The following is a 23,273-nucleotide window of genomic DNA, read 5'->3' on the forward strand; positions in this document are numbered from 1 at the left end:
CCCCATGAAAAAAGCAAGAATTCACCATGAAGGTGAAGCTTGCTCTTTGTTTTTCTTATGACTTGGTTGACTTTCTTAGTTCGATACGGTGCGGCAGTTCGACGATATGCTCTTCAACCGGCTCTTTATTCATGAGCTTCGTCAGCAGTCTCATCGCAACGGCGCCAATATCATATGTCGGCTGAACAACTGTTGAAAGCTGCGGACGAACCATGAGGCTTAATCTTGTATTATCAAAGCCGATAATGTCGAGATCCTCCGGAATGGATAAGCCCTGATCCTGAGCGGCATGGATAATGCCGAGTGCCATTTCATCAGTTGCAGAAAGAATGGCTGTCGGTTTTTTATCCAGGCTCATCAGATGCTGCAGCGCTTCGAGTCCGGAATCATATGTGTAATCCCCTTCAGCTATAAATTGTTCATTAAACGGAAGGTTCGCTTCTTCAAGCGCACGTTTGTAGCCTTGGAGTTTTTTCGAGCGGTTGATCGGCTCTGTCATTGGTCCGGAAACGAATGCGATATCTTTATGTCCTTTATCAACCAAAAGCTTCACTGCGTCATAAATCGCCTGTTCGTAATCGATAGCGACTGACGGTGTTTCCTCCTGCTCTTCTACAGAAGCGGCAAGTACAATCGGCACTGGGGAACGCTTAAATTCCGCCACATGCTCGTCCGTAATGTTTCCGCCCATAAACACGATGCCGTCCACTTGTTTGCCGAGCATTGTGTTTAATAAGTGCAGCTCTTTCTCCATGTTTTGGTCAGAGTTGCTCAAAATAATATTGTATTTATACATTGTCGCGATATCTTCAATTCCGCGCGCAAGCTCTGAATAGAAAATGCTTGAGATATCGGGAATGATAACACCTACAGTTGTTGTCTTTTTGCTTGCCAGCCCTCTTGCCACCGCGTTTGGACGGTAACCGAGACGGTCAATGGCTTCCAAGACTTTTTTCCGTGTTGTCGGTTTTACATTCGGGTTGCCGTTCACGACACGGGAAACGGTTGCCATGCTTACATTAGCTTCTCTCGCTACGTCGTAGATCGTAATATTGCTCATCCTAAAACCACTCCTTTTACTGGATACACTTATCCTTATCTATAGCATAAACACTTTATGTAGAGAAATGTCATAATGTCCGAATTTATGTCGTTTATGATTTGTAAGCGTAAGTCAGTAGTGTACATTATTTTTCATTATTCATCAAATTTAATTACTTCTCATGAAATTATACACGTTTTTATAGATGATGAAAACGTATACTTGGTTTTTATAACTAAATAAACGAGAAAGCATAAAAAAAGGCCGCAGGCGCGGCCTTTTGGATTGTTCAATTAAGCGTTGACTTTCACCATTGGCTTCAGTTCATTCAGCCATTTTTCGAATTCAGGAATCGCCATTTGCTGAGCAGAATCAGAAAGCGCGACTGACGGATCAGGGTGAACCTCAGCCATGACACCGTCTGCACCGATCGCTAAAGCAGCTTTAGCTGTCGGAAGCAAGAGGTCACGGCGGCCTGTTGAATGCGTAACATCAACAAAGACCGGCAAATGCGTTTCTTGTTTCAAAATCGGCACAGCTGAAATATCAAGCGTGTTTCTCGTTGCTGTTTCGTATGTTCTGATTCCTCGCTCACAAAGGATAATTTGGTCATTTCCTTGTGACATGATGTATTCAGCAGCATTGATGAATTCAGAGATCGTTGCTGCAAGGCCGCGCTTCAGAAGCACTGGTTTTTTCACTGCACCGGCAGCTTTCAGCAATTCGAAGTTTTGCATGTTGCGCGCTCCGATTTGAATGACATCAATGTAGTCAAGCGCTTCTTCGATATGAGCCGGCGTTACGATTTCACTGATAACCGCCAGATCATATTCATCCGCTACACGTTTTAAAATTTGAAGGCCTTCTACGCCAAGCCCTTGGAAATCGTATGGGCTCGTACGAGGCTTAAAGGCTCCACCGCGCAAAATTTTAATGCCTTGTTTTTTCGCAGCTGCAGCCACTTCAGCTACTTGCTCATAGCTCTCTACCGCACATGGGCCGACAATGAATCTTTGCTGGCCGTCTCCGATTTTTTCGCCTTTGATATCAACAATTGTATCTTCAGGTTTTTTCTTGCGGGAGACAAGCAGTGCTTTGCTGTGATCTTCTTCTTGAAGCTCTAAACCGGCTTTGAATATCTCTTTAAAAATGTGCTGGATGGTTGAATTTTCGAACGGACCGTCATTGTTTTCAATGATATTGTTTAACATAGTGCGTTCTCTGACAGGGTCAAATCGGTTGACACCCTGTGCTTCCTTCGCTTTACCGATCTCTTTTACAACATTTCCGCGTTCGTTGATTAATTTTAAAATTTGTAGGTTTAATTCGTCTGCTTTCTGCCTTAAAAGCTCTAACTCTGTGTTGCTCATTTTTTTCATCCTTTCCCTGCACATTCATTTTTTATTTTGTAGTTATCATGCATCTTACTATAAGTAATTCCAAATGGAAATACTGAAATACAAAAAATTTTATAAAAACTCTACTTTATTACCCAAACGCTTTTAAGTGATAAAGTAATCTATGAAGCTATCCTACATGATGTGAGGGCAATGTTCAAGGGTTTTTTACAAAAAAAAAAGCGCCAGATAATATCTGGACGCTTTTTTCTATGACAAATGCTGCTCAATGGCGGCCTCTGTAATTTGTGAATGTGAGGTATGCCATTTCACTTCACCGTTCTGAATGATGAATACTTGAGGGCTTTCATGCTTTACCCCATATGTTTCTGCGATGAAATTTGACAGCGGCCGGGCTTCTTGTACTTGAAGATAGTAAGCCGGCACATCCTCATGCTGATTTGCAAAGGCATCAAACTCATGAAATGCTGCCTGGCTGATCGGGCATGTGGTGCTGTGTTTAAAGAAGACAAAAGCGCCTTCCTGTTCTGCAATCCGTTTAAATTCTTCTTCAGATTGAATAAGCTGTTTAGCCATGATTCAAGCTCTTCCTTCCCTGCTCAGCGATTCATATGCTCAGCCTGTTTTTGTGCATCTTTCAGTTCGTCTTTTACATCTTCTTTCGCCTGGAGGACTTGATCTTTTGTTTCGCCGGCTGCCTGCATCGCTTCTTCCTTCATATCTTGCATTGTTGATGAATCCGTTTTGTCAGATTTGGAACGGTCTCTTAAATCCTTTACCTTGTTCATGATCTGCCCAGACTGATCCGCTACAAGCTGTGTGATGTTGGAAGTTTTGTCTTTTGCGATGCTGACATATTGCGTGCCTTTTTCCTTCGCATCAGCCGTCATTTTATCTGTTTTGTCCCGTAATGCAACCGCTTGGCTGCCGAGATCGTCGCGAAGTTCTTTGCCTGATTTAGGCGCTAGAAAAAGAGCTGTAGTGGCACCGATGATTCCCCCGATTAAAGTTCCGATTAAAAAATCTTTACTATTAATTCCATCTTTGCTCATCATTATTCCTCCTCTAGGTATTTTTTTCTCTTACAGAGCTGATTTTTTCTTTTGCTTCCATTTCTCCCAAATTTCCATTGCTGCTTGGCTCCATGTGACAACTTGATTGATCTTGTCTTGATTTTCTCTAACTGATGCCGATACAGACCCTGCCGCCTGTTTCATGGATGTATTGAACTGCTGTACAGAAGTTCCCACCCCTTGAACAGCATGAACGACCGTGTTCAGCTTTTCTGATTTTTCCTGAATATCTTCAGCCAGGCGGTTAGTCTTATGTAAAAGCTCGGCTGTTTCAGTTGTGATGCCCTTCATTTGTCCCTCCAGCCCTTCAAGAGTGGATGCGACGTGTTTTAGTGTCAGCTGCAGTGACTTCAATGTTTTAGACAAGTAGATCACTAATACGAGAAATGCAATTGCGATGAGTGCAACGCTCAAATAAAGAATAATAATCATCTCAAACCTCCTTGCTGCAGGATATACTGCTGTTTACCCGTTTTCTTCAATCATAAACATGTGTACTGGGCTGTATACATACTATTCTCCGTTATGTAAGAAAATCCTTTAATAAGCTTTCTCGTCAGATAAATAAAAAGCAGTGAGATCACTGCTTTTTATTATGCCATGACGTTTTCGTAGGCTCTCATATACTTTTGGATATCTCCTGCCCCCATGAAGATGAGAACGGCTTTATCATGAGCTTTTAAAACAGAAGTGTCATCTTCTTCAATCAGCTTGGCATTATGAATTTTTCCCTGCAGATCGCCGATCGTCAGCTTTCCAGCATTTTCACGGGCTGAGCCGAAAATATCGCATAAATACACACAGTCAGCGCCGCTCAGACTTTCTGCAAATTCGTCAAGGAATTGCTGCGTTCGCGTAAATGTATGAGGCTGAAATACCGCAACAATTTCACGATCAGGATATTTCTGTCTTGCCGCCTCAATTGTCACTTTTATTTCTGTCGGGTGATGAGCATAGTCATCAATCAGCACTTGATCCCCTAGCTGCTTCTCATTGAATCTGCGTTTGACGCCCCCAAAGGATTTGAGAGCATGCTTAATGATGCTGGAATCAATTTCTTCATAATGGCATAACGCAATGACCGCCAATGAGTTTAATACATTGTGGTGGCCGTACGCAGGAATATAAAACGTATCATAGAACGTATTGCGGACAAAGACATCGAAAGTTGTCCCTTCCGTGCTTTTTACGATGTTTCTGGCTTGAAAATCATTTTCTTCCCCTGTGCCGTAATACACAACCGGGACGTTCGCATGGATTTTCGGCAGATGCTCATCGTCTCCGCAGGCGATAATGCCTTTGTTGACTTGAAGAGCCATCTCTTGAAAAGCGTCAAATACATCGTCAATGCTTGAGAAGTAATCAGGGTGATCAAAATCAATATTCGTCATGATCGCGTAGTCTGGCTGATAGCTTAAGAAATGGCGGCGGTATTCACACGCTTCAAACACAAAGTATTCGCTGTTTTCATTTCCCTGGCCTGTTCCGTCTCCAATTAAGAAAGACGTCGGTTTTGCATTTTGGATCACGTGAGCCAGCAAACCCGTAGTCGACGTTTTGCCATGTGCACCTGTAACGGCAACACTTGTGAACTTTTTCATGTAGTCGCCTAAAAACTTATGATAACGTATCACCGGAATTCCGTCAGACATCGCTTTTTCTATTTCTGGATGCGTGTCTGGGAATGCATTTCCGGCGATAACTGTCATGCCGGGCTTAATATTTTCCGCGCTAAAAGGAAGAATCGTAATATTTCTTTTTTCAAGCGCTGTTTGCGTAAAAATAAATTTTTCGATATCCGATCCTTGGACAGTATATCCATTATCATGAAGTATTTGGGCAAGCGGACTCATACCTGTCCCTTTTATTCCAACAAAATGATAAACAGTCATAATTGTACCTCCAACAAACGTCTATCTGTTCCCCAGTATATGACGCTCATTTCAATTTGCGACCGCGGCGGGTGAAAAGCCTCCCTTAGCGGCGTATTTTATATGTTTTGTTATGTTCAGTATCCGGTTATTTCTTTCCGATTAAACCTAGATATCAAGATTTGTCTATGCGCAGCTGCTGTAAAGTGGCATAGCTGTTAAATGCTCTAAACACTATCATACCATGTTTGGTGTGAAAATGAACCCATATTATTCGTTTATTAAATCACTTGCGGTGATCAGCACCTCACGGGGTTTGCTTCCTTTTGCCTCTGAGATCATGCCTTCCGCTTCCATCATATCGATCAGCCTTGCCGCCCGGTTGTAACCGATTCTGAATCTTCTCTGCAGGCTTGAAGTGCTTGCACTGTTTTGCTCTACGACAAACTCACACGCTTCGTAAAACAGTTCATCCTCTTCTTTCAGGGCTGATCCTTGTCTTACGAGCTCTTCTTGTTCAAATAAATAGGTTGGCGGCATTTGGTTTCTGACGTGAGAAACAACGCGGTCGATTTCACGATCCGACACAAAGTTACCTTGCAGACGGACCGGTTTTCCCGAGCCGTTTTCCAAAAAGAGCATATCCCCTTTTCCGAGAAGCTTTTCTGCACCGGCGATGTCAATAATCGTTCGGGAATCAACCTGGCTAGAAACAGAAAAGGCGATTCTCGTCGGGATATTCGCCTTAATCAGGCCTGTAATGACATCTACTGACGGACGCTGAGTTGCGACGAGAAGATGGATACCGCATGCTCTTGCTTTTTGGGCGATCCGCGCTATGCTTTCTTCCACATCGTTTGGCGCCACCATCATTAGATCTGCAAGCTCATCAATAATGACAACTAAATATGGCAGCTTTTCACCCATTTGGTGTTCCCCGGTTAATTGATTAAAGCGGTCTATGTCACGTACACCTGAATGGGCGAACAGCTCATAGCGGCGCTCCATTTCCTCAACGACCCATTTCAAAGCAGCTGTAGCCGCTTTAGCATCAGTAATGACAGGGCTGACGAGGTGAGGAATTTTATTGTAAGGAGCCAGCTCGACCATTTTTGGATCAATCAGCAGCACCTTTACCTCACTCGGATCAGCTTTATAAAGCAGGCTGACTAATATTGTATTGATGCATACGCTTTTTCCCGAGCCTGTGGCGCCGGCAATCAAGCCATGCGGCATTTTCTTCAAGTCGATAACGACAGGATTTCCCGAAATATCTAATCCCAGCGCAGCCGTAAGCGGTGACTTGCTTGTCCTGAAAGCTGAGCTGCGAATCATTTGGCGCAAATCAACCACCTTGCTCGTGCGGTTCGGCACTTCAATCCCGATCGTGTTTTTCCCCGGAATCGGCGCTTCAATCCGAATATCTCTTGCTGAGAGACTGAGTTTAATATCATCAGACAAGTTGGTGATTTTATTCACCTTTACACCTGGTTCAGGATGCACTTCGAATCTCGTGACAGACGGACCCTGGGTTACATGGACGACATTGGCGCGGACATTGAAATTTTTCAAGGTCAAATCAAGAAGCTGACGCTGTTCTTCGATCCACGCAGTATCATCTTGGACCTGCGCTGGCGGGACATCTAGCAGTGCAACATTCGGAAATACATAGCTGCCGCGGCGTTCCTCTGCTTTTTGCTGTTTATGCGTATCTCTTTTCAGCATCATGACATTAAAAGGAACGGATGGCCCTTTTTGAGAAGGTGCGTTTTGTTCGGACCTGTTCTCTTGCACACCAGGCCTTGGTTTCGGCTCTTTTGAAGCTTCGTGAGGTTTGTCTGCCCGGATTTCCTGCCGGTTTTCATGGGTTGCAGAAAACGGTTTGGAACCTTGGTCCATCCGATCAGTTTCCTCAAGCTCTGTATGGCTGTCTGGCTGAACATCTATCTTCGTTTCCTTAGATTCTGCCGGGATGTCATACTGATTATTTATTATGCTGTCTGATGGCTCTTCTAATTCTTCCGCCTCGGTTTCTGCTTGATCCAGAGCTCCAAATGAATGCTGGTGATCAGTAAATAATGAAGGCTCTTCCTGATGAAATTCCATTTGTTCTTCTTGAACGAACGGAGACTCAGCACCTTCTGCCGCGTTTTCGTGATGATTGTATACTGTGCTGTCTGACGGCTCTTCTGATTTTTCCTCCTCAGATGCTGCCTCTGCCAGAGGTTCAGGAGCTGTTGGCTGTTCATCAAGTTCAGCGGAGAAAACAGGCTCGTCAAATTTCTCTGACTGCTCTTCCCTTTGTTTTTCCTCAGCCGTTGCAGGCATGGTGTCTTCGCGGCTTACTTCACTGCCTGAAAGGCCTTCATTCGCCGTATCTGTGAGTATCTCAGGCATTGCTTGCCCTTCGGCATGTTCAGCTGGGAAGAAAGACTCCTCTTTTTGCGGCTGTTGAACGCCCGATTCAAATGGCACTTCATTACCTGGTGCCCCATCACGCTCTGTATCCTTTCTGTTTAAAACGCCAGAGGGCTGTTTTTCAAATTGGATATCCGGAAAGAAAGGATTTTCTTTTTTGGAGTGCGCCTGTGTGTCTGAAGCAGGATAGCCGCGTTCACGTTCGATCTCTTCTGACAGCAATGTTACCTTCTCTTTTACCGGTTTATCCGGTTCGTTCAATGTTTCAGAAGGCTTTTTCGGCACATCCTTTTTAACGGATGGTTTTTGATTGAATCCATAGATTGGCGAAGGGATATTTGTCGGTTTAAACGGTTTCTTCGCCGGCTCTGATGCTTGATATGTATGCTGCTCTTCTTCATTTCTGGGACGCTCTCTGTAAGGTGCAGCGCTTGGACGAGGCGCAGATTTCGGTTCGTCCGATGGTTCGCGGCGCCTTCTCAGGTCATGATTTTTGTATCCATCAGGCACGACTGGAAAACGGAACTTGCCTTTTGGATATTCATAATATATTTTAGGATCTTCCAATCTTTTTAATTGTCCTTCAGGATGATGCACCTCTTGTTGCTGCGGAATTTGAGCGGGTTTTGTCTCCCGTTCAGCATCCTCTTCGCTCTCGCCTAAAAACAAATCAAAAAATTTATGAAGCCAACTCATAATTTATCTCTAACTCCCTTATAGTTTTCTGGGACGGTTTTTAGTATACCACTGCTGGTCGGCCCAGAAAAGATTAAGCTATCAGCAGAAACAAAGCCGCTAAACAGGGGCTTAGCGGCTTTTTACATGATTCGTTTTTTTGGGCGGATTTATGGGAGTCTAAAACTGAAATGCCTCTCCCGCCTCATAATCTCCTTCTAACACAAGGATCCCTTTTTCAGCAGGGGCGTCAGGCAAATCAAGCTCTTTCGCTGAGCAGATCATTCCGCTTGACGGAACGCCGCGAAGCTCTGCATCCTTAATGACAAGTCCGCTAGGCATCACAGCGCCGACTTTGGCAACGACAACGTTTTGTCCTTGGTCAACGTTAGGCGCGCCGCAGACGATCTGAAGCGTTTCTTCTCCTACATTGACTTTACATACGCTTAATTTATCGGCATTCGGATGTTTTTCTTTTGATTCTACATAACCCACAACAAACTTCGGAGATAAATCAACGACTAATGTTTCTTCAACGCCGTTTCTGTTTAAAATCTCATTCACATCTTGCACGAATGTTTCTGAGAGCACAACAGGGCCGTTTTCATCAATGGTTAAGTATGTAGACGCATTGAAAATGTTGAAGCCCGTTGTTTCTTTTGTTTCGTTATTGAAAATTTTGACGACGTCGCCGTGTTTTTCATAGCCTAATTGTTCACGTGTCACATCTTGAAGAGAGATCAGGAGCGTGTCTCCCACACCTTCTTTATTATAAAAAGCGTTCATAAGTAAAAATCCTTTCTAATCCTTTTTCGGACGGCTTTTCGCCAGGATAAACACCGGTTCCAGCTTTCCTTCATTGTACAAAAATGAAAGAGCGGTAATCGGAACGGTGCCGCCTGCAAAGAAGCTCATCGACATTTGTCCTAGAATATCATACCCTGATTCATTCCGGATGTCAGCAAGAATCAGAACGTCCTGATGCGGAACAGAGATCGCCAGCTCCCCTTCTGCACACTGCTTGTACTCATTTAAAATCGCCTCGTTCAGAATCCGGCTGGCGTCGTATCCATCGTTTGCCCTGAAGAAATAGAAGTAATTGCCGGCAACCGTATCCTCTTTGACAACCGTCGGCAGAGAACGGAGATTAAATGCGGCCGTCTCTCTGATCCGCTCTTTTGTCCAGTTTTCTTTCTCAAGCATGCGCTGGTCAATTAAACGGTATGTTTTCCCGAGATCGAGCGCGTAATAAATTCTTGTCTCTGCGGTATGATCATCATAAATGAGCGGGATATCTTCGCTGGACTTGTCCGGGAAGGAAGTCGAGCGGATGACCGGATAAATGCGAGTTTCTTTCCCGGTCATTTCCTGAGCCTTCCCTTCCATTGCCGTCATTGCTTCGGAAACATAGTACACGATCTCATCAATGGCTTCGTCTTTTTTCAGTTCCCATTTCGCAATAATCGGCGGCAAATCGAGCGTAATCCCTTTTTTTGTCGTTTGATCCTCAACACGGAGAGTGTCTTTTTCTCTGTCAAACAGAAAGGAGCGATTCTCGTGCTGAAGGCGCTGTTTCAGTATATCTGACAGCTTCCTTGAGGTCATTTTCAAACCGATGTCCTCCTTTACGCTTTAGCGAGAGAATCTGTTAAAAACTGTTCGATTTCTTCTTTTGTTTTGCGGTCTTTGCTTACAAAACGATTTACTTCTTTTCCTTCATTAAAAACAACAAAGCTTGGGATTCCGTAAATTTCCCATTCTGCACATGTATCAATGAATTTGTCACGGTCTACGTAATAGTAGGTGAATTCAGGAAAATCCGCTTCCAGTTCAGGCAGGAAAGGCTCTACAAAACGGCAATCCGGGCACCAGTCGGCAGAAAACATAAATACAGCCCAGTCATCCTGTACCGCTTTTTCCAGCTCTTGAGTTGATTCAATTTTTTTCATTTCATATCCCTCCAGTTGTTTATGTTCTTACATGTTTGTTTATCGATACTCGTCCATTTGGATCATACCAAACTGCTTGAGGCAAAACCACTTATATGCAACGAATGAATATGTAAGATTGGCTTTCCCATTATCATTATCATATTTTATTTGCATTATCAAGCTCGTTTCGTTTAACATCGTGTACATGAGGGTAAAATTTACAGCTGGACATACATAAGGAGGGATTTTAGTATGGAGTTTATCGTCTATTTAGCAGGAGAAATCCACAGCAATTGGCGCGAGGAAATCAAAGAGAAAACAAAATCGCTGAAGCTGCCGATTACGTTTGTCGGCCCGATGGAGAATCATGACCGCTCAGACAATATTGGTGAAGACATTATGGGCGTACAGCCAAATGCCGTTTTGAAGGATGACAAAGCCTCTGACATCAACAACTTCAGAACCGCCGTCCTGATGAATAAAGCAGACTTTGTGATCGCCCTGTTTGGCGAAAAATACAAACAGTGGAACACGGCAATGGATGCATCATATGCGATCGCAAAAGGAAAACCTCTGATTATCATCCGGCCGGAATCACTCCACCATCCATTAAAAGAGCTTTCCAATAAAGCGAATATAACAGTGGAAACCGTCAACCAAGCCATCAAGGCCCTTTCCTATCTATTTGAAACAGAATAAGAAAAAAGCTTGTCGAACCGGGCTCACTGCTCGTTCAACAAGCTTTTATAAATTCTACATATTCTTCTTAATTGCATCTACCGTCTGTCTATCGCAGGCTGTTACAAGTTTGATGAGCATTTCCTTAGCAGCAGCATAATCATCAATATGAATGATAGAAGCGTTTGTATGAATGTAGCGGGAACAAATTCCGATAACCGCTGACGGAACGCCGCTGTTCGAAATATGAACCTTGCCTGCATCTGTTCCCCCGCCGGATACAAAATATTGATATGGAATATCATGCGTTTCAGCCATATCAAGAACAAATTCCCTCATTCCGCGATGCATGACTGTCGTTCTGTCAAGAATACGGAGCAAAAAGCCTTTTCCAAGCTGGCCAAATTCATTTTTGTCTCCGCTCATATCGTTTGCCGGACTGGCATCAAGGGCGAAAAATAAGTCCGGTTTAATCATGTGAGAAGCCGTCTGTGCCCCCCTTAGCCCAACTTCTTCCTGAACCGTTGCACCCGCATAGAGCGTGTTTGGAAGCTCTTTGCCGTGTAATTCCTTCAAAAGTTCAATGCTCAAACCGCATCCATATCTGTTATCCCATGCTTTTGATAAAATTTTCTTTTCATTCGCCATCGTCGTAAACGGACAGACAGGCACGATCTGCTGTCCCGGTTTTATGCCGATTTTGATGGCGTCTTCCTTATCGTCCGCTCCAATATCGATCATCATGTTTTTGATATCCATCGGGCGGTTTCGCTGTGCATCTGTCAATAAATGCGGCGGTATGCTTGAAATCACACCCGGAACCGGCCCGTTATCTGTTTGAACTTCAACCCGCTGCGCAAGCAAAACCTGACTCCACCAGCCTCCGAGCGTCTGGAATCTGAGCAGCCCGTTGTCTGTGATGGATGTCACCATGAAGCCGACTTCGTCCAAGTGCCCGGCTACCATAATTCTCGGTGCACCCTCTGCGCCTTGTCTGACTCCGAAAACACTTCCCAGTCTGTCCTGAACGATGTCATCGGCATATTTGGCTAGCTCCTGCTTCATAAAAGCACGAACCTGATGCTCGTTGCCCGGCGCGCCGGGAAGCTGCGTCAGTGTTTGGAAAAGCGCTTTCGTTTCTTGATTCATGTTTTCCCCTCATTTCTATGTAGTCCTTTTATTTTATTAGAAACAATCAAGTTTTCCAAGCACCCTGACCGAATCTGCTCAATCAGCCGCGTATTGCTTAACAGGTTTTGGCTGTTTCTGTATAATGAAAAGTACGATCAACCAGGAGGTGCTTTATTTTGAAATTGCGTCATCTTCTTTTAGGAGCAGGACTTGGAATTTGTACGGCTGTCGTTGTGAAACAATATGTGATGAAGCCTTATATTTCTTCAGAAAAAGCGCTTCGAATTGTAAAATCCGCTTTTAAGCAGCGGGGCCCGATTGACGGATCATGGATTTACACCCAGCCGGAGCCTTACAATATTAATGGAGAAACGGTACAGGTATACAAAACCGGCATTACACGATCAGCTTTCGGAGAATTAGAACAGTATGAAGTCATGGTGGATGCGAAAACGGGGGAAATTGTAGATGTCATTGATACAATCGCTTCTTAACACCGGACAAGCATAAAATAGAAGCCGCTGCCTACGCAGCGGCTCTTTTTATTATATCGCGCGAATCGGTTTGTATACCGGATACCACATCGCATCCTGCACAGCCTGTATAATGTCTTCAGGCTCTTCTGTCGCGACGCCTTCCTTCATTGCGGTTTTTGCAACTTCAACCGCAACGGTTGCCGATACAGTCCGCAAATCCTCTACTTTCGGAAGCATCGGCGCGCCAGGCACCCCGACATTGACCATACTTGCGATCGCCCGGGCGCATGCTTCAAACATGCTGTCTGTAATTAATTTTGATTTGGTGACAATCGTTCCAAGACCAAGCCCTGGGAAGACAAGCGCGTTGTTCGCTTGGCCGATATGATACGTTACGCCATTATACTCCACTGGCGGGAACGGGCTTCCTGTCGTGATCAGCGCACGGCCTTCTGTCCATTCGATTAAATCCTCCGGTTTTGCTTCAGAAAGAGTTGTCGGATTTGACATTGGCAAAATCGCCGGCCGTTTCACATGTGACGCCATTTCTTTGACAATTTCTTCAGTAAAAGCACCCGAAACCGTTGACGTCCCGATCAGGATTGTCGGTTTCGCCTGACGGACCACTTCAAGGAGATCAATGCCTCCGCCATCTCCATTCCGCTGATAATCCTTCACTTCATCAGCCGAACGGGCATACGGCTTTTGGAAATCAAGAAGCTGATCCATATCATCTGTCAACAGTCCGTTTCTGTCTATGCACCAGAAGCGCTGATATGATTCTTCCTCACTCAGCCCCTCACGCACCAATGCTTCCCGCAGCTGTTCGGCAATTCCGATTCCAGCCGTTCCTGCTCCGAATATAACAACTCTGTGATCCCTCAGCGGAACTTTAGACGCTTTTGCACAGGATAAGACTGCCGCCAAAGAAACAGCGCCTGTCCCTTGGATATCATCATTAAACGTACAAACTTTATCTTTATAGCGTTTCAAAATGCTTCGCGCGTTTTTCGCTCCGAAATCCTCCCAATGCAGCAATGCATTCGGAAATGTCTCTCTCGCCAGCGCAACGTAGTCGTCAATAAATTGGTCATAGCGTTCCCCGCGCACTCTGGAATGCTGGTTGCCGACATAAAGCGGATCGTTCAGGAGGCTCTCCTGATTTGTCCCCGCATCTAAAACAACAGCAAGCACTCTGCTCGGATCAATGCCCGCAGCCGCCGTATAAACCGCCAGCTTGCCGATAGAAATCGCGATTCCTCCGACGCCCCAGTCACCGATTCCTAAAATTCCTTCCGCATCAGTTGCAACTATTAAATCGATCGTATCGCTTTGATCTTTATACTGTTTAAAGGCTTCTTTCATACCGTCCGGGTCATCGATTGACAGATAGAGCCCTCGTGGTTTTCTATATTCATGGCTGTATCTCTGGATGGCCGTTCCAACTGTCGGTGTGTAGACAATCGGAAGCATTTCCCCTAAATGGTCATTTAACAGGCGGTAAAACAGCGTTTCATTCCGATCGTGCAGCGCCGTTAAATAAACATTTTTGCTTAAATCGTCTGGCTGTGCGGAATATTGCTCATACGCTCTTTTCGCCTGATCATCAATTGTTAATACCTTAGGCGGCAGAAAGCCTTTTAAACCAAGTTCTTTTCTTTCTTCCTCAGTAAAAGCGACACCTTTGTTCAAAAAAGGAACAGAAAGCACTTCAAGGCCTCTTAATGTTGTTTGAATGTCTCCTTCGTTTGTTACTTTGAATTGTTTCACCCTGCCTCTTCCTTTCTGAGCATAATTAGTACTAGGTTTGCATTATTAGCCGGAAAACATGCAGGGTAAACATAAAAATATGCTATTGCTTCATTCGCTTGACTGACTCTTTGATGCTTCCGTCCTCCTCCCATTGAAGGGCGCGATACTCGGCATCATGATAAAAGATAAACCAAGCGTCTTTTTCTGCTGCGAACGCCTGCCATTTCTGCTTTTGCGGGATAGAGGTCATCGGGTAATCATCGTAAGCCAGAACCCAAAGCGGATTGCGGTGGGCATGCGTCGGCATCAGATCAGCCAAATGTACAGCAGTTTCACCCGCATCCTCGCATATCAGGACACTGTGTCCGTCGCTATGGCCTCCGGTGTGATGCATGGTAATCCCCTCTGTGATGGTTAAAGAATCCTCAAAGGTTTTGACTTGGCCGGCTACAGCCTCCCAATTTTCCTTCCAATACGTATTTTTCGACCGGATATTTGGATGGCGCATTTCATCCCATTCGACAGCTGATGTATAAATCACCGCATTCGGAAAGACAGAGACGAGCCGTTCACCTTCATATTCCGTTAAACCGCATGCATGATCAAAATGAAGGTGTGTCATCGCGATCACATCTATATCGGCAACGTTTAACCCGAGTGCAGCTAATGATGGTTTCACATTCGACTCTTGTGTCACGCCATAGTTTCGTTTTTGTTTATCAGTCAGCTTGCCTGATCCAATTCCGGCGTCAACGATGATATTAAGCCCATCCTTTTGAATCAAAATGGGGTCTGTCCTTAGTTCAATCTGGTTTTTTTCATTGACTGGGTATTTTTTAGACCAAAGCGGCTTTGGAACGACGCCGAACATCGCCCCTCCATCCATATGCGTCACGCCTCCGTCAAGCCAGGTCAACGTGATGTTTCCAATTTTCATTGTTTCCATTTTCATCCCCCCCTGTCCTCATGGTAGCAAACGGGCCATAAAAAAAACAGACTCCTGCCAGAGTCTGTCTTTACGTTCTCCATTCAACCTCAGCCCGATAGATCGGCTGGCCGAGTGCAGAGAATTTTTCTTCATATTCTGTCATAATATTGCCTTCCAGGTTGCTGTTATGCAAATCGAGACTGACGTATGTCAGCAGCAGGCCGTACTCAGAGAAACTCTTCAAAGAGTACTCAAACAAACCGCGGTTGTCGGTTTTAAAATGAATCGCTCCGCCTTTTCCCATTACTTCTTCATATTTTTTGAGAAAGTGGGAGTATGTCAGGCGGCGTTTTTCATGCCGTTTCTTCGGCCAAGGATCAGAAAAATTCAAGTAGACCCGTTTCACTTCACCCGGCTCAAACACATCCGTCAGCGTGTCCGCATCTATATTCAGAAGCCTTACATTCTGCGCTTCGCTGTCTTTTACTTTTTGGACGGCTGTCACAATGACGCTTTTAAATAACTCAATACCAATATAATTGATGTCGGGATTTTGTTTGGCCATCCCAGAAATAAATTGACCTTTTCCTGTACCAACTTCGATATGGATCGGATTGTCGTTGCCAAACACTGTGTTCCATTTCCCTTTATAATCAGCAGGGTTGCTGATGGCAATATCTGCGTTTTCAGCCAAAAAGTCATCAGCCCAAGGCTTGTGGCGCATTCTCATATGATTGACACCTCTATCTATTATTTCGACTAACAACATACCATGAATTAAAAAGACCCGCAAGCTCGTTTTTCCAGTGCATCTCTCTTAAGGCCGAGTGCATAAAAAAAGAGGGTCCCGTCTGCTGGAACACTCCATTCACATGTATAAAAACGCTCTGTTTTGAACAATTTAACCCGTATGATACTGAAGGGATGTGTACCGTTATGGGTTTACATTATGAGCATCAAGTTCATTTATTGAAGGATATCTTGACTGACCATCAATTGGACTGCTGCGGAACAGTCGCAGAGTACGAGCAGCTTGAGCGTGTGATTAAATCACTGATGGCAAACACCGAGCTTGATTCAAATTTTAAAAACGTGCTTGAGGATGTTTACCGTTACAGCCAATCAGGAATATCGTCCAAATCCATCGACTCACACATACAAGAGCATCAGAACAGCCTGTCTCAATGGGTAGAGCAAATGGATTCGTATTCCTGATTAGTCAACAATTCGTTTCATGAGGATATGCAGTTCTTCCATTGCATCATGAAATTCCTTGTCATTGCCTTTTGCTTTATGCCAGGCAATGAAAGTGATTGTTTCAGATAACACATACCAAGCCATTCGCAACCGAAGGCTTTCTGTCAACTCTATGCCGTACATGCTCAGCCAGCTCTCCCAAGCTGGCTTTTCGACATAGTGGTACAGCAAAGGTCCGAGGTCCATCGCCGGATCAGCGATCATGGCGCCGTCCCAGTCAATTAAATACAGCTGGTTGTCTTCAGACAATAGCCAGTTATTATGATTGACATCACAATGGCAAACGACTTTCTCACCGAAATGCACTTCATGCAGGTGTTCTTCCAAATACTTGATCCCTTCTTGAATCAGCGGCGAAGATTGCTGCACAGCAAATACAGCCTGCTTCAGCTGAGACAAAAGAGCCCCCGGGTTCAGCGGTTCTTTTCCAAGTCTCTTCAACATGTCCAGCAAGGCTTTTGATGTGTGTATTTTACGAAGCAATTCAGCAACGGGCCGTCCGCTCATGTCTTTAGGCTTCAGCTCTCTGCCGGTCATCCAGTGCTGGGCCGTAATGACGTCCCCATTTTCCATCCGTTTTGTCCAAACCAGCTTCGGAACAATGCCTTCGGCGGATAAAACAGCTAAAAAAGGTGAGCTATTACGTTTTAAAAAAAGCTGCTGCCCGTTATGTTTCGCATAATATGCATCTCCTGTAGCTCCTCCGGCGGGGAAGATCTCCCAATCGCTACCTAGTAATTGTCCCAACCAGTTCATATCAATGTTCAACCCATCATTTCTTAAAATATTTTAGAATAAAGGCGAATCGTCTCTAGTCTATCCAGCGAGCGCCTTTTTCGTACGAATCGTATGAAAATAAAAAAGACAGCTATTGAGAGTCTCATATGCTAATCAATAGCCGTCCTTTAAATTTTAGCGCTATAGCACAAACTTCGTCAAGCAAAACTCTTAAGATCTGATGCTAAATATAAGATAACTGTTCCGATGCCGTTTACTGCAACCGTTTTCTTAATTTCTGCTGGGTCTTGCTGAAATCCTGATGGATCACATAAAAGCCGATATGGTTTATCGTTTGGCAGCCTCCACTCGACAAAGTCCGGACTCGCATGATGGATAACAATGATATCTTTCCATTCGTCAACCTTGTCAAGATCATAAAGCCTGTATGCGATAAAGTGTTCTTTTAGCGTCAAACATTCAAGATGGCGCCGGATGTCTGCAGCGGACCTGAGACGGAATGCGGGATGCGCTTTTCTCAGCGAGATCAGCCTGCGGATATAGTCAACATCTTCTTTGAACGTTTCACGCCGATCCCAGTCCAGCTCGTTGATGCTGTCACTGGATTGATAGCTGTTTTCCACTCCCTGCTTCGTCCGGAAAAATTCCTGGCCGCTATGAATAAACGGCACCCCTTGGGCTAGCAAAATAATCGCGGCGGCAAGCCTTTGCCTGCTTCTCTTTCGGCTGTCATTTTCTTGAGGAAGCGCGAAGCTCATTTTATCCCAAAAGGTGTGATTGTCATGTGATTCAACATAATTGATGGACTGGCTTGGTTCCGGAACAATCGGTGCCAATGCCTTCCATCCGGAAGAGCCGGCAATCCCGTGCATAACAGCTTGCGCTGATTCACCGCTGCCGAGCGCAAACCCTGCTGCCATGAGGTGAAAGGTGTTCCCTTTTACAGCGTCACGAAACACATCATTAAAAAAACCGATACCGGGCATTCTTGGTGCGTTCGCCAAAGTAGCTTTCTGTTCATGCGGCAGCGGTGTAGCCAGATCCCATCCTTCTCCAAAAAGCAGGATTCCGGGCTTTGCCTTAATTGCTTTCTCTTTCATATAAAGCACGGTGTCAATATCTAAAATGCCGAGCAGATCAAAACGGAAGCCGTCGGCATTGTATTCTTCAAGCCAATAGACCACGCAATCCGCAATGAACTTTCTCGCCATCCTTCTTTCTGATGCAATATCATTGCCAACGCCAGTGCCGTTTGACGGCATCCCAAATTCGTCATGCCGGAAAAAATAACCGGGCACTGTTTTTTCAAAGGGTGAATTCTCGCGATGATACACATGGTTAAAAACAACATCCAGAATGACTCGTAGACCGTGCTGATGCAGGGTATTGATCATTTGTTTCAGCTCTGTTTTTCTCGTTTGAGGATCATGAGGGTTTGAGGCATAGCTTCCCTCCGGGGCAAAAAAATGAAGCGGGTTATATCCCCAATTATAAGCATCAAGCGGCTTCTCTTCATCAACTCCGGCAAAATCGTTCACCGGCAGTAGCTCGACGTGTGTAACACCGAGCTCTTTTATATACGCCAGTCCAGAAGAACTGCCATTTGCGGTTTGTGTATCAGTTTCCGTTAATGCTAAGTATTTTCCCTTGTTGATCATGCCGCTGTTTTCATGGATGGAGAAGTCGCGAAGGTGCGTCTCATAGATGACGGCATCCACAGGGTTTGAGAATGGCTTAAGCGGAGCAGTCCATTTCATTTGATCCGGGCGCAAGACGACACCCCTCTCTCCATTTACTGTCACGGCCTTTGCATACGGGTCAACGGTTTCCGCCCACTCTGAATTGTTGCAGATGCAGAACACATACTCGTACCCGTGGAGGTCACCCATGACCGTAACAGCATAGACGCCCTTTTCCAAGCGAGTCATTTGGAATGTGCGCCCGCCTTTATTGGGGTGTGAAAGCTTGACAGCAGCTGAGGTTGCAGCAGGCGCCCATACTTTAAATACGGTATGATCCGCAGTATAAACGGCGCCGAGCTCTCCGTCATAATAAAATTCGTCATCAAATGCAGCCGTCCGGATGACCGCGCCGATTTGGAGATCGGTTTTGTGGCCGCTGGATGCACTGACGAAATGGATTTTTCCAAATGTCACAGGATGGTCGGATACGCAGATGTACTTGTATTTCGCTTCAAGGGAGTATTCCTCCCTGACAGCCAGAGGAAAATCTGTTGTTTCTGTCTCAAGCCGAAACGGCGGTGTCATGATTTCTTTTTGTTCAGCAGGAATCAGGACGGTAATGATATTCATGTCATCGACATACGCTTCGAAGCTGCGGCGGATGCTGACCATCGGAAGCTCTCCTCCAAACACGTTTATGTTTTGATCCTGAGGGGTGCAGGACTAGATGCCAGACGAAACGGGGTAGTGCCCATGACTTCTCCGTCAGCATGAAACGGGATTTTGTCCTTCGTGTAAAACGTAATGTCTTTTGCTTTAAACATCGTAACGCCATCCATCTTTGTATGTTTTCCAAATGCCATCAGACATAAAAGCCAATATTTTTTCAAAAACGGCTGGTTTTCAACGATTACGATGTCAAATGTCTTCTCGCGGGGATTTGCTAGCGGCGCCGCCTTCATGCCTCCCCCGTAAAACGGATGGTTGGATACAACCGCAAACCAGACATCATGAAATTCATGCGTCTCGCCTTCCGTTGTACAAGCTAACGTAAACGGCTTAAAGGTTGCTGAGGCGTGCAAATGAGAAAGCGGATACACCAGAAATCGAAGGCGGAGAAAAAGAAAAACCCGTCTCAACGGAAATTCCATCGCCTTTTTATTGACATATGCGTCAAAACCAATCCCGATATGATTCATAAAATAAAGAATTTGTGATTTATCCTGAAGGAAATTGACGCTCCCTAAATGAAAGGTTCTTGTTAGCGGACGCTTTACCTTCTTAATTTCCTGTATCAGGTCGATTTTTTTAATAGAAAATCCCCGTGAGAAATCATTATACGCGCCCGCTGGCACAAAGCTCAGTTCAATATCGTCTACATCCTTCAGGCCGTTGACAACTTCATGCATGGTTCCGTCTCCGCCAATGACGATCAGGCGCTTCAGCTTATATTCCTGTATCGTTGAAATCTGTCTGGCGAGCACCTCGGCGTGTCCCGGATGTTCAGTTAAAAACGAACGGTGCTCAACCTTTCGTTTGATTAATTCCTTTTGAATGGACTTCCAAACACGCAGGCCGTTTCGATGTCCTGCTGTCGGATTAATAATAAAAAACCAATGGCTCATCTTTCTCACCTGCTTATGTTATGAGAAAACCGCTCAAATCGTTCTCTTTTACTCCAGCCACTCTTGTCTGCGATAGGAGTCAGACATGCAGTAAGACAATAGAGCCTTCGCAGCCTTTACCTGATGGTGTTTGATCGGAGCAGTGTTTTTCTTCTGCCGCTCAATCCATTCTTCCGCGCTCCGCTTATCCGCAATTTCTAAGCCGTATGGCGGCTCAGGGTAATCGATGTACGACGTTCTGCTCAGAAGCAATTTTCGAACCGGAATCTCGGCCTGTTTTTCCTTTACGATCTTTGACACAACAGAGTCCGTGCGAAACAGGCTCAGCCCCGGATTTAACACTGATGCAGTCTGAGAGGCTGTTTTCTTGTCCCAAAAACGATTTTTAGACCCTATGTAGACACTGTCTTCCTCGGCCTCTAAAATAGAAACGCAATAAATTTCCAGAGGAGAAATAATCACAATGCTTAATTCAACCGCCGCCTGCTGAATTCTCAGCACAGGCTTATACATAATGAAATAAGAATCGGGCAGCTGTTGGGTCAGATAACGCAAAATGCGGTCCTGCTTCACCTGGTTTGAGAGTTGAGATATTTCTGAAAGAGTAGAGCTTGCCCATTTGAGCTGAAAATCATATAAATGTCTTTTATAAAAAGAAGCAAGCGCCATCCTGCTCTTCGGGAGCCTTACATGAATATCTTCTTCATCCTCAAACCATTGGTGTCTCTCTTCTTGTATATCGGCTTTTATCTCTTCTTTTCTTCTTTTCAATGAAAATTTTTTTCGTTTTTGCACCGGTTCTTCAGCGCTGGCTTGCCTTTCTTCTTGCTGGCGTTCCGCCGCTTCTACCAGTGAAAGCCAGCGCTCTTTTTTCAGCCGTACAAACTGGTTGATATAATGGTACGGATCAAGCTCATATCTCGATATATAATCATGAATTTTGATGATTTGTGCCATGTTTGTTTCTCCACTCCGCAATGAATTAAGATAAATGAAATTTGAATATTTCCTCGTATTTTGGTGATTGGTTCAAGTGTATTTGAAAGAGCGAAAACCGATCAGCCATCATCGAAACCTCGCCGTTTTCAAACGGAACATGAGCCGGAAATCCTTCTTCGCCTGTCCATTTTCTCGCCAGCGTCATATGAGGATGATACGGTCTTTTTTCCACTTGAAAACCAGCCTGAAGCACAGCCTGCTTTGTATGTTCCCTCAGTCTTTCTAGCGTTTTGTTTTTCTTTGGCTCCAGGTGTAAAACGCGCGGCCTTTTGCGGTCGCCGAATACATCTATCTTGCCAAACTCAATTGAAAATGGATCGATTTCTGAAGCAATCTCGGCTAGCGAACCTTCAAGCTTCTTTATTTGTGTCTCATCCGCCGCTCCGAGGAAAATTAACGTGATATGATAGTCAAGCGGGTGCACCCATTTTTGAAACGTCAATAGCGGCTCGTTTTTCGCAGCCTGGTAAATCGGATTTGCAATTCCCTCAGGTATGGGAACGCCGATGAAATAATGAGGCCGTATATCTGGCATCCGTCTGACACTCCCTTCTTTAACAGCTATTATTTTATCAATAAAGAGGCTGTGCGGATAGAGGAACAGTGTATGAAAACACTCTCGCACAAACGTTTATTATGTTAGGATATTATATGACACTTGTTTTATTCAGAAAGGAATGACAATGTTGAAAATCGTTGAAAACACAGCTGATCTGATAGGAGATACACCGCTAGTGAGATTGAACCGGCTTCAGCCGGAAAATGCGGCACAAATCTATTTAAAGCTTGAATTTTTCAATCCGAGCGGCAGTGTGAAAGACAGAGCAGCTTATCAAATGATCATAGAAGCTGAACAAAACGGTTTGCTCAAGCCGGGATCAGTTATTATAGAGCCGACAAGCGGAAATACCGGAATCGGGCTCGCTATGAATGCGGCAGCACGCGGATATAAAGCAATCTTAGTGATGCCTGATACGATGACGAAGGAACGGATCAACCTGCTTAAAGCTTACGGCGCAGAGGTTGTATTAACTCCCGGAGAGGAAAGAATGCCGGGCAGCATTAAAAAAGCGAAGGAGCTTGCCGAACAAATTCCGAACAGCTATATTCCAATGCAGTTCGATAACACTGCCAATCCTGATGCGCACCGGAAAACAACGGCGCCTGAAATTGCCCGGGCAATAGAGGAAATCGGAAAACCGCTCGGCGCTTTTGTAGCCTCATCGGGAACGGGCGGAACCATTACCGGAACAGGTGAGGCGCTCAAAGAGCTTTTTCCAGATATCACGGTTCATGTTGTTGAGCCAGCGGGTTCGCCTGTATTATCCGGCGGAAAACCCGGCGCGCATAAACTTGTAGGAACGAGCCCAGGCTTTATACCGCCGATTTTAAATGAAGACGTTTATGATGAAATTATCAAAATCTCTGATGAAGACGCATATACAACGACAAGACGGCTTGCTGCTGAAGAAGGAATTCTTGTCGGCCCTTCATCAGGAGCAGCCTGCTTCGCGGCAATCGAAACAGCGAAACGCCTCTCTCCTGACAAAGTTGTCGTCTGCATGACAGCCGATACAGGAGAACGGTACTTATCAACTGATTTATGGTCATTTATTTAAAAAAAGGACTGGCTTCAGCA

General features: G+C 44.9%; 24 protein-coding genes. 4 read left to right on the top strand and 20 right to left on the bottom strand.

Annotated features, from left to right (window positions below; genetic code table 11):
* Positions 1–55: 55 nt before the first annotated feature.
* The 11 genes from ccpA to ACQXR1_RS12335 form a co-directional block, all read right to left on the bottom strand.
* The gene (ccpA, locus tag ACQXR1_RS12285; protein ID WP_014665007.1) at positions 56–1,060 is read right to left on the bottom strand and encodes a catabolite control protein A; all 1,005 of its coding nucleotides are present in this window, start codon (positions 1,058–1,060) and stop codon (positions 56–58) included.
* Positions 1,061–1,335: 275 nt separating this feature from the next.
* Positions 1,336–2,412, bottom strand: a complete 1,077-nt coding sequence (locus tag ACQXR1_RS12290) for a bifunctional 3-deoxy-7-phosphoheptulonate synthase/chorismate mutase (protein WP_040082124.1) — start codon at positions 2,410–2,412, stop codon at positions 1,336–1,338.
* A 237-nt stretch (positions 2,413–2,649) separates the two neighbouring features.
* Entirely contained in the window at positions 2,650–2,976 is a 327-nt protein-coding gene (ytxJ, locus tag ACQXR1_RS12295) for a bacillithiol system redox-active protein YtxJ (RefSeq protein WP_014665009.1), read from the bottom strand.
* A 23-nt stretch (positions 2,977–2,999) separates the two neighbouring features.
* Positions 3,000–3,452, bottom strand: a complete 453-nt coding sequence (locus ACQXR1_RS12300) for a YtxH domain-containing protein (RefSeq protein WP_040082123.1) — start codon at positions 3,450–3,452, stop codon at positions 3,000–3,002.
* 30 nt (positions 3,453–3,482) lie between these two features.
* Entirely contained in the window at positions 3,483–3,905 is a 423-nt protein-coding gene (locus tag ACQXR1_RS12305; protein WP_014665011.1) for a DUF948 domain-containing protein, read from the bottom strand.
* A gap of 161 nt (positions 3,906–4,066) precedes the next feature.
* A complete protein-coding gene (gene murC, locus ACQXR1_RS12310) occupies positions 4,067–5,365 on the bottom strand; it encodes a UDP-N-acetylmuramate--L-alanine ligase (RefSeq protein WP_014665012.1) in 1,299 nt (432 codons plus the stop codon).
* A gap of 249 nt (positions 5,366–5,614) precedes the next feature.
* Positions 5,615–8,458, bottom strand: coding sequence for a DNA translocase FtsK (locus ACQXR1_RS12315; protein WP_151257203.1), 2,844 nt, complete (start codon positions 8,456–8,458; stop codon positions 5,615–5,617).
* Between the two features lie 159 nt (positions 8,459–8,617).
* Complete coding sequence (ytpR, locus tag ACQXR1_RS12320) at positions 8,618–9,223, bottom strand: YtpR family tRNA-binding protein (RefSeq protein WP_418657393.1); 606 nt, start codon at positions 9,221–9,223, stop codon at positions 8,618–8,620.
* A 15-nt stretch (positions 9,224–9,238) separates the two neighbouring features.
* Positions 9,239–10,048 (bottom strand): DUF1444 domain-containing protein, encoded by an 810-nt coding sequence (locus ACQXR1_RS12325; RefSeq protein WP_151257202.1) that lies wholly within the window; start codon positions 10,046–10,048, stop codon positions 9,239–9,241.
* Between the two features lie 14 nt (positions 10,049–10,062).
* Positions 10,063–10,386 (bottom strand): thioredoxin family protein, encoded by a 324-nt coding sequence (locus tag ACQXR1_RS12330; protein WP_014665016.1) that lies wholly within the window; start codon positions 10,384–10,386, stop codon positions 10,063–10,065.
* A gap of 39 nt (positions 10,387–10,425) precedes the next feature.
* Entirely contained in the window at positions 10,426–10,542 is a 117-nt protein-coding gene (locus tag ACQXR1_RS12335) for a hypothetical protein (RefSeq protein ID WP_004399150.1), read from the bottom strand.
* Between the two features lie 78 nt (positions 10,543–10,620).
* On the opposite strand from ACQXR1_RS12335, the gene ACQXR1_RS12340 reads away from it, so the two are divergent.
* Positions 10,621–11,067 (top strand): YtoQ family protein, encoded by a 447-nt coding sequence (locus ACQXR1_RS12340; RefSeq protein ID WP_014665018.1) that lies wholly within the window; start codon positions 10,621–10,623, stop codon positions 11,065–11,067.
* A 54-nt stretch (positions 11,068–11,121) separates the two neighbouring features.
* Here the strand turns inward: ACQXR1_RS12340 and ACQXR1_RS12345 are convergent, their stop codons facing one another.
* Positions 11,122–12,195 carry a M42 family metallopeptidase gene (locus ACQXR1_RS12345; RefSeq protein ID WP_430772244.1) on the bottom strand — a complete coding sequence of 358 codons (1,074 nt, stop codon included), beginning with the start codon at positions 12,193–12,195 and terminating at the stop codon, positions 11,122–11,124.
* A gap of 158 nt (positions 12,196–12,353) precedes the next feature.
* Here ACQXR1_RS12345 and ACQXR1_RS12350 point away from each other — a divergent pair, with 158 nt between their 5' ends.
* Entirely contained in the window at positions 12,354–12,671 is a 318-nt protein-coding gene (locus tag ACQXR1_RS12350; protein ID WP_014477682.1) for a PepSY domain-containing protein, read from the top strand.
* A gap of 51 nt (positions 12,672–12,722) precedes the next feature.
* Here the strand turns inward: ACQXR1_RS12350 and ACQXR1_RS12355 are convergent, their stop codons facing one another.
* The 3 genes from ACQXR1_RS12355 to trmB form a co-directional block, all read right to left on the bottom strand.
* On the bottom strand, positions 12,723–14,423 hold the full coding sequence (locus ACQXR1_RS12355; protein WP_040082118.1) for an NAD-dependent malic enzyme: 1,701 nt from the start codon (positions 14,421–14,423) through the stop codon (positions 12,723–12,725).
* A gap of 82 nt (positions 14,424–14,505) precedes the next feature.
* Complete coding sequence (locus tag ACQXR1_RS12360) at positions 14,506–15,351, bottom strand: YtnP family quorum-quenching lactonase (protein ID WP_418657394.1); 846 nt, start codon at positions 15,349–15,351, stop codon at positions 14,506–14,508.
* 70 nt (positions 15,352–15,421) lie between these two features.
* Positions 15,422–16,063 carry a tRNA (guanosine(46)-N7)-methyltransferase TrmB gene (trmB, locus tag ACQXR1_RS12365; protein WP_014665023.1) on the bottom strand — a complete coding sequence of 214 codons (642 nt, stop codon included), beginning with the start codon at positions 16,061–16,063 and terminating at the stop codon, positions 15,422–15,424.
* A gap of 206 nt (positions 16,064–16,269) precedes the next feature.
* Between trmB and ACQXR1_RS12370 the strand changes: the two genes are divergently transcribed.
* The gene (locus ACQXR1_RS12370; protein WP_003237926.1) at positions 16,270–16,548 is read left to right on the top strand and encodes a YtzH-like family protein; all 279 of its coding nucleotides are present in this window, start codon (positions 16,270–16,272) and stop codon (positions 16,546–16,548) included.
* Here the strand turns inward: ACQXR1_RS12370 and ACQXR1_RS12375 are convergent, their stop codons facing one another.
* The 5 genes from ACQXR1_RS12375 to thpR form a co-directional block, all read right to left on the bottom strand.
* Positions 16,549–17,346, bottom strand: a complete 798-nt coding sequence (locus ACQXR1_RS12375; RefSeq protein ID WP_009967993.1) for a phosphotransferase family protein — start codon at positions 17,344–17,346, stop codon at positions 16,549–16,551.
* A 179-nt stretch (positions 17,347–17,525) separates the two neighbouring features.
* Positions 17,526–19,682: a type I pullulanase gene (gene pulA, locus ACQXR1_RS12380; protein WP_430772245.1), complete on the bottom strand. Its 2,157-nt coding sequence runs from the start codon at positions 19,680–19,682 to the stop codon at positions 17,526–17,528.
* A gap of 23 nt (positions 19,683–19,705) precedes the next feature.
* Positions 19,706–20,635 carry a YegS/Rv2252/BmrU family lipid kinase gene (locus tag ACQXR1_RS12385; protein WP_430772246.1) on the bottom strand — a complete coding sequence of 310 codons (930 nt, stop codon included), beginning with the start codon at positions 20,633–20,635 and terminating at the stop codon, positions 19,706–19,708.
* A gap of 48 nt (positions 20,636–20,683) precedes the next feature.
* Positions 20,684–21,592: a hypothetical protein gene (locus tag ACQXR1_RS12390; protein WP_430772247.1), complete on the bottom strand. Its 909-nt coding sequence runs from the start codon at positions 21,590–21,592 to the stop codon at positions 20,684–20,686.
* Positions 21,593–21,617: 25 nt separating this feature from the next.
* Entirely contained in the window at positions 21,618–22,169 is a 552-nt protein-coding gene (gene thpR / locus ACQXR1_RS12395) for an RNA 2',3'-cyclic phosphodiesterase (RefSeq protein WP_418657396.1), read from the bottom strand.
* A 148-nt stretch (positions 22,170–22,317) separates the two neighbouring features.
* On the opposite strand from thpR, the gene cysK reads away from it, so the two are divergent.
* Complete coding sequence (gene cysK, locus ACQXR1_RS12400; protein WP_069840143.1) at positions 22,318–23,253, top strand: cysteine synthase A; 936 nt, start codon at positions 22,318–22,320, stop codon at positions 23,251–23,253.
* Positions 23,254–23,273 lie beyond the last annotated feature (20 nt).

This window comes from Bacillus sp. ATD (assembly GCF_050585765.1).
Taxonomy (GTDB): Bacteria; Bacillota; Bacilli; order Bacillales; family Bacillaceae; genus Bacillus; species Bacillus stercoris.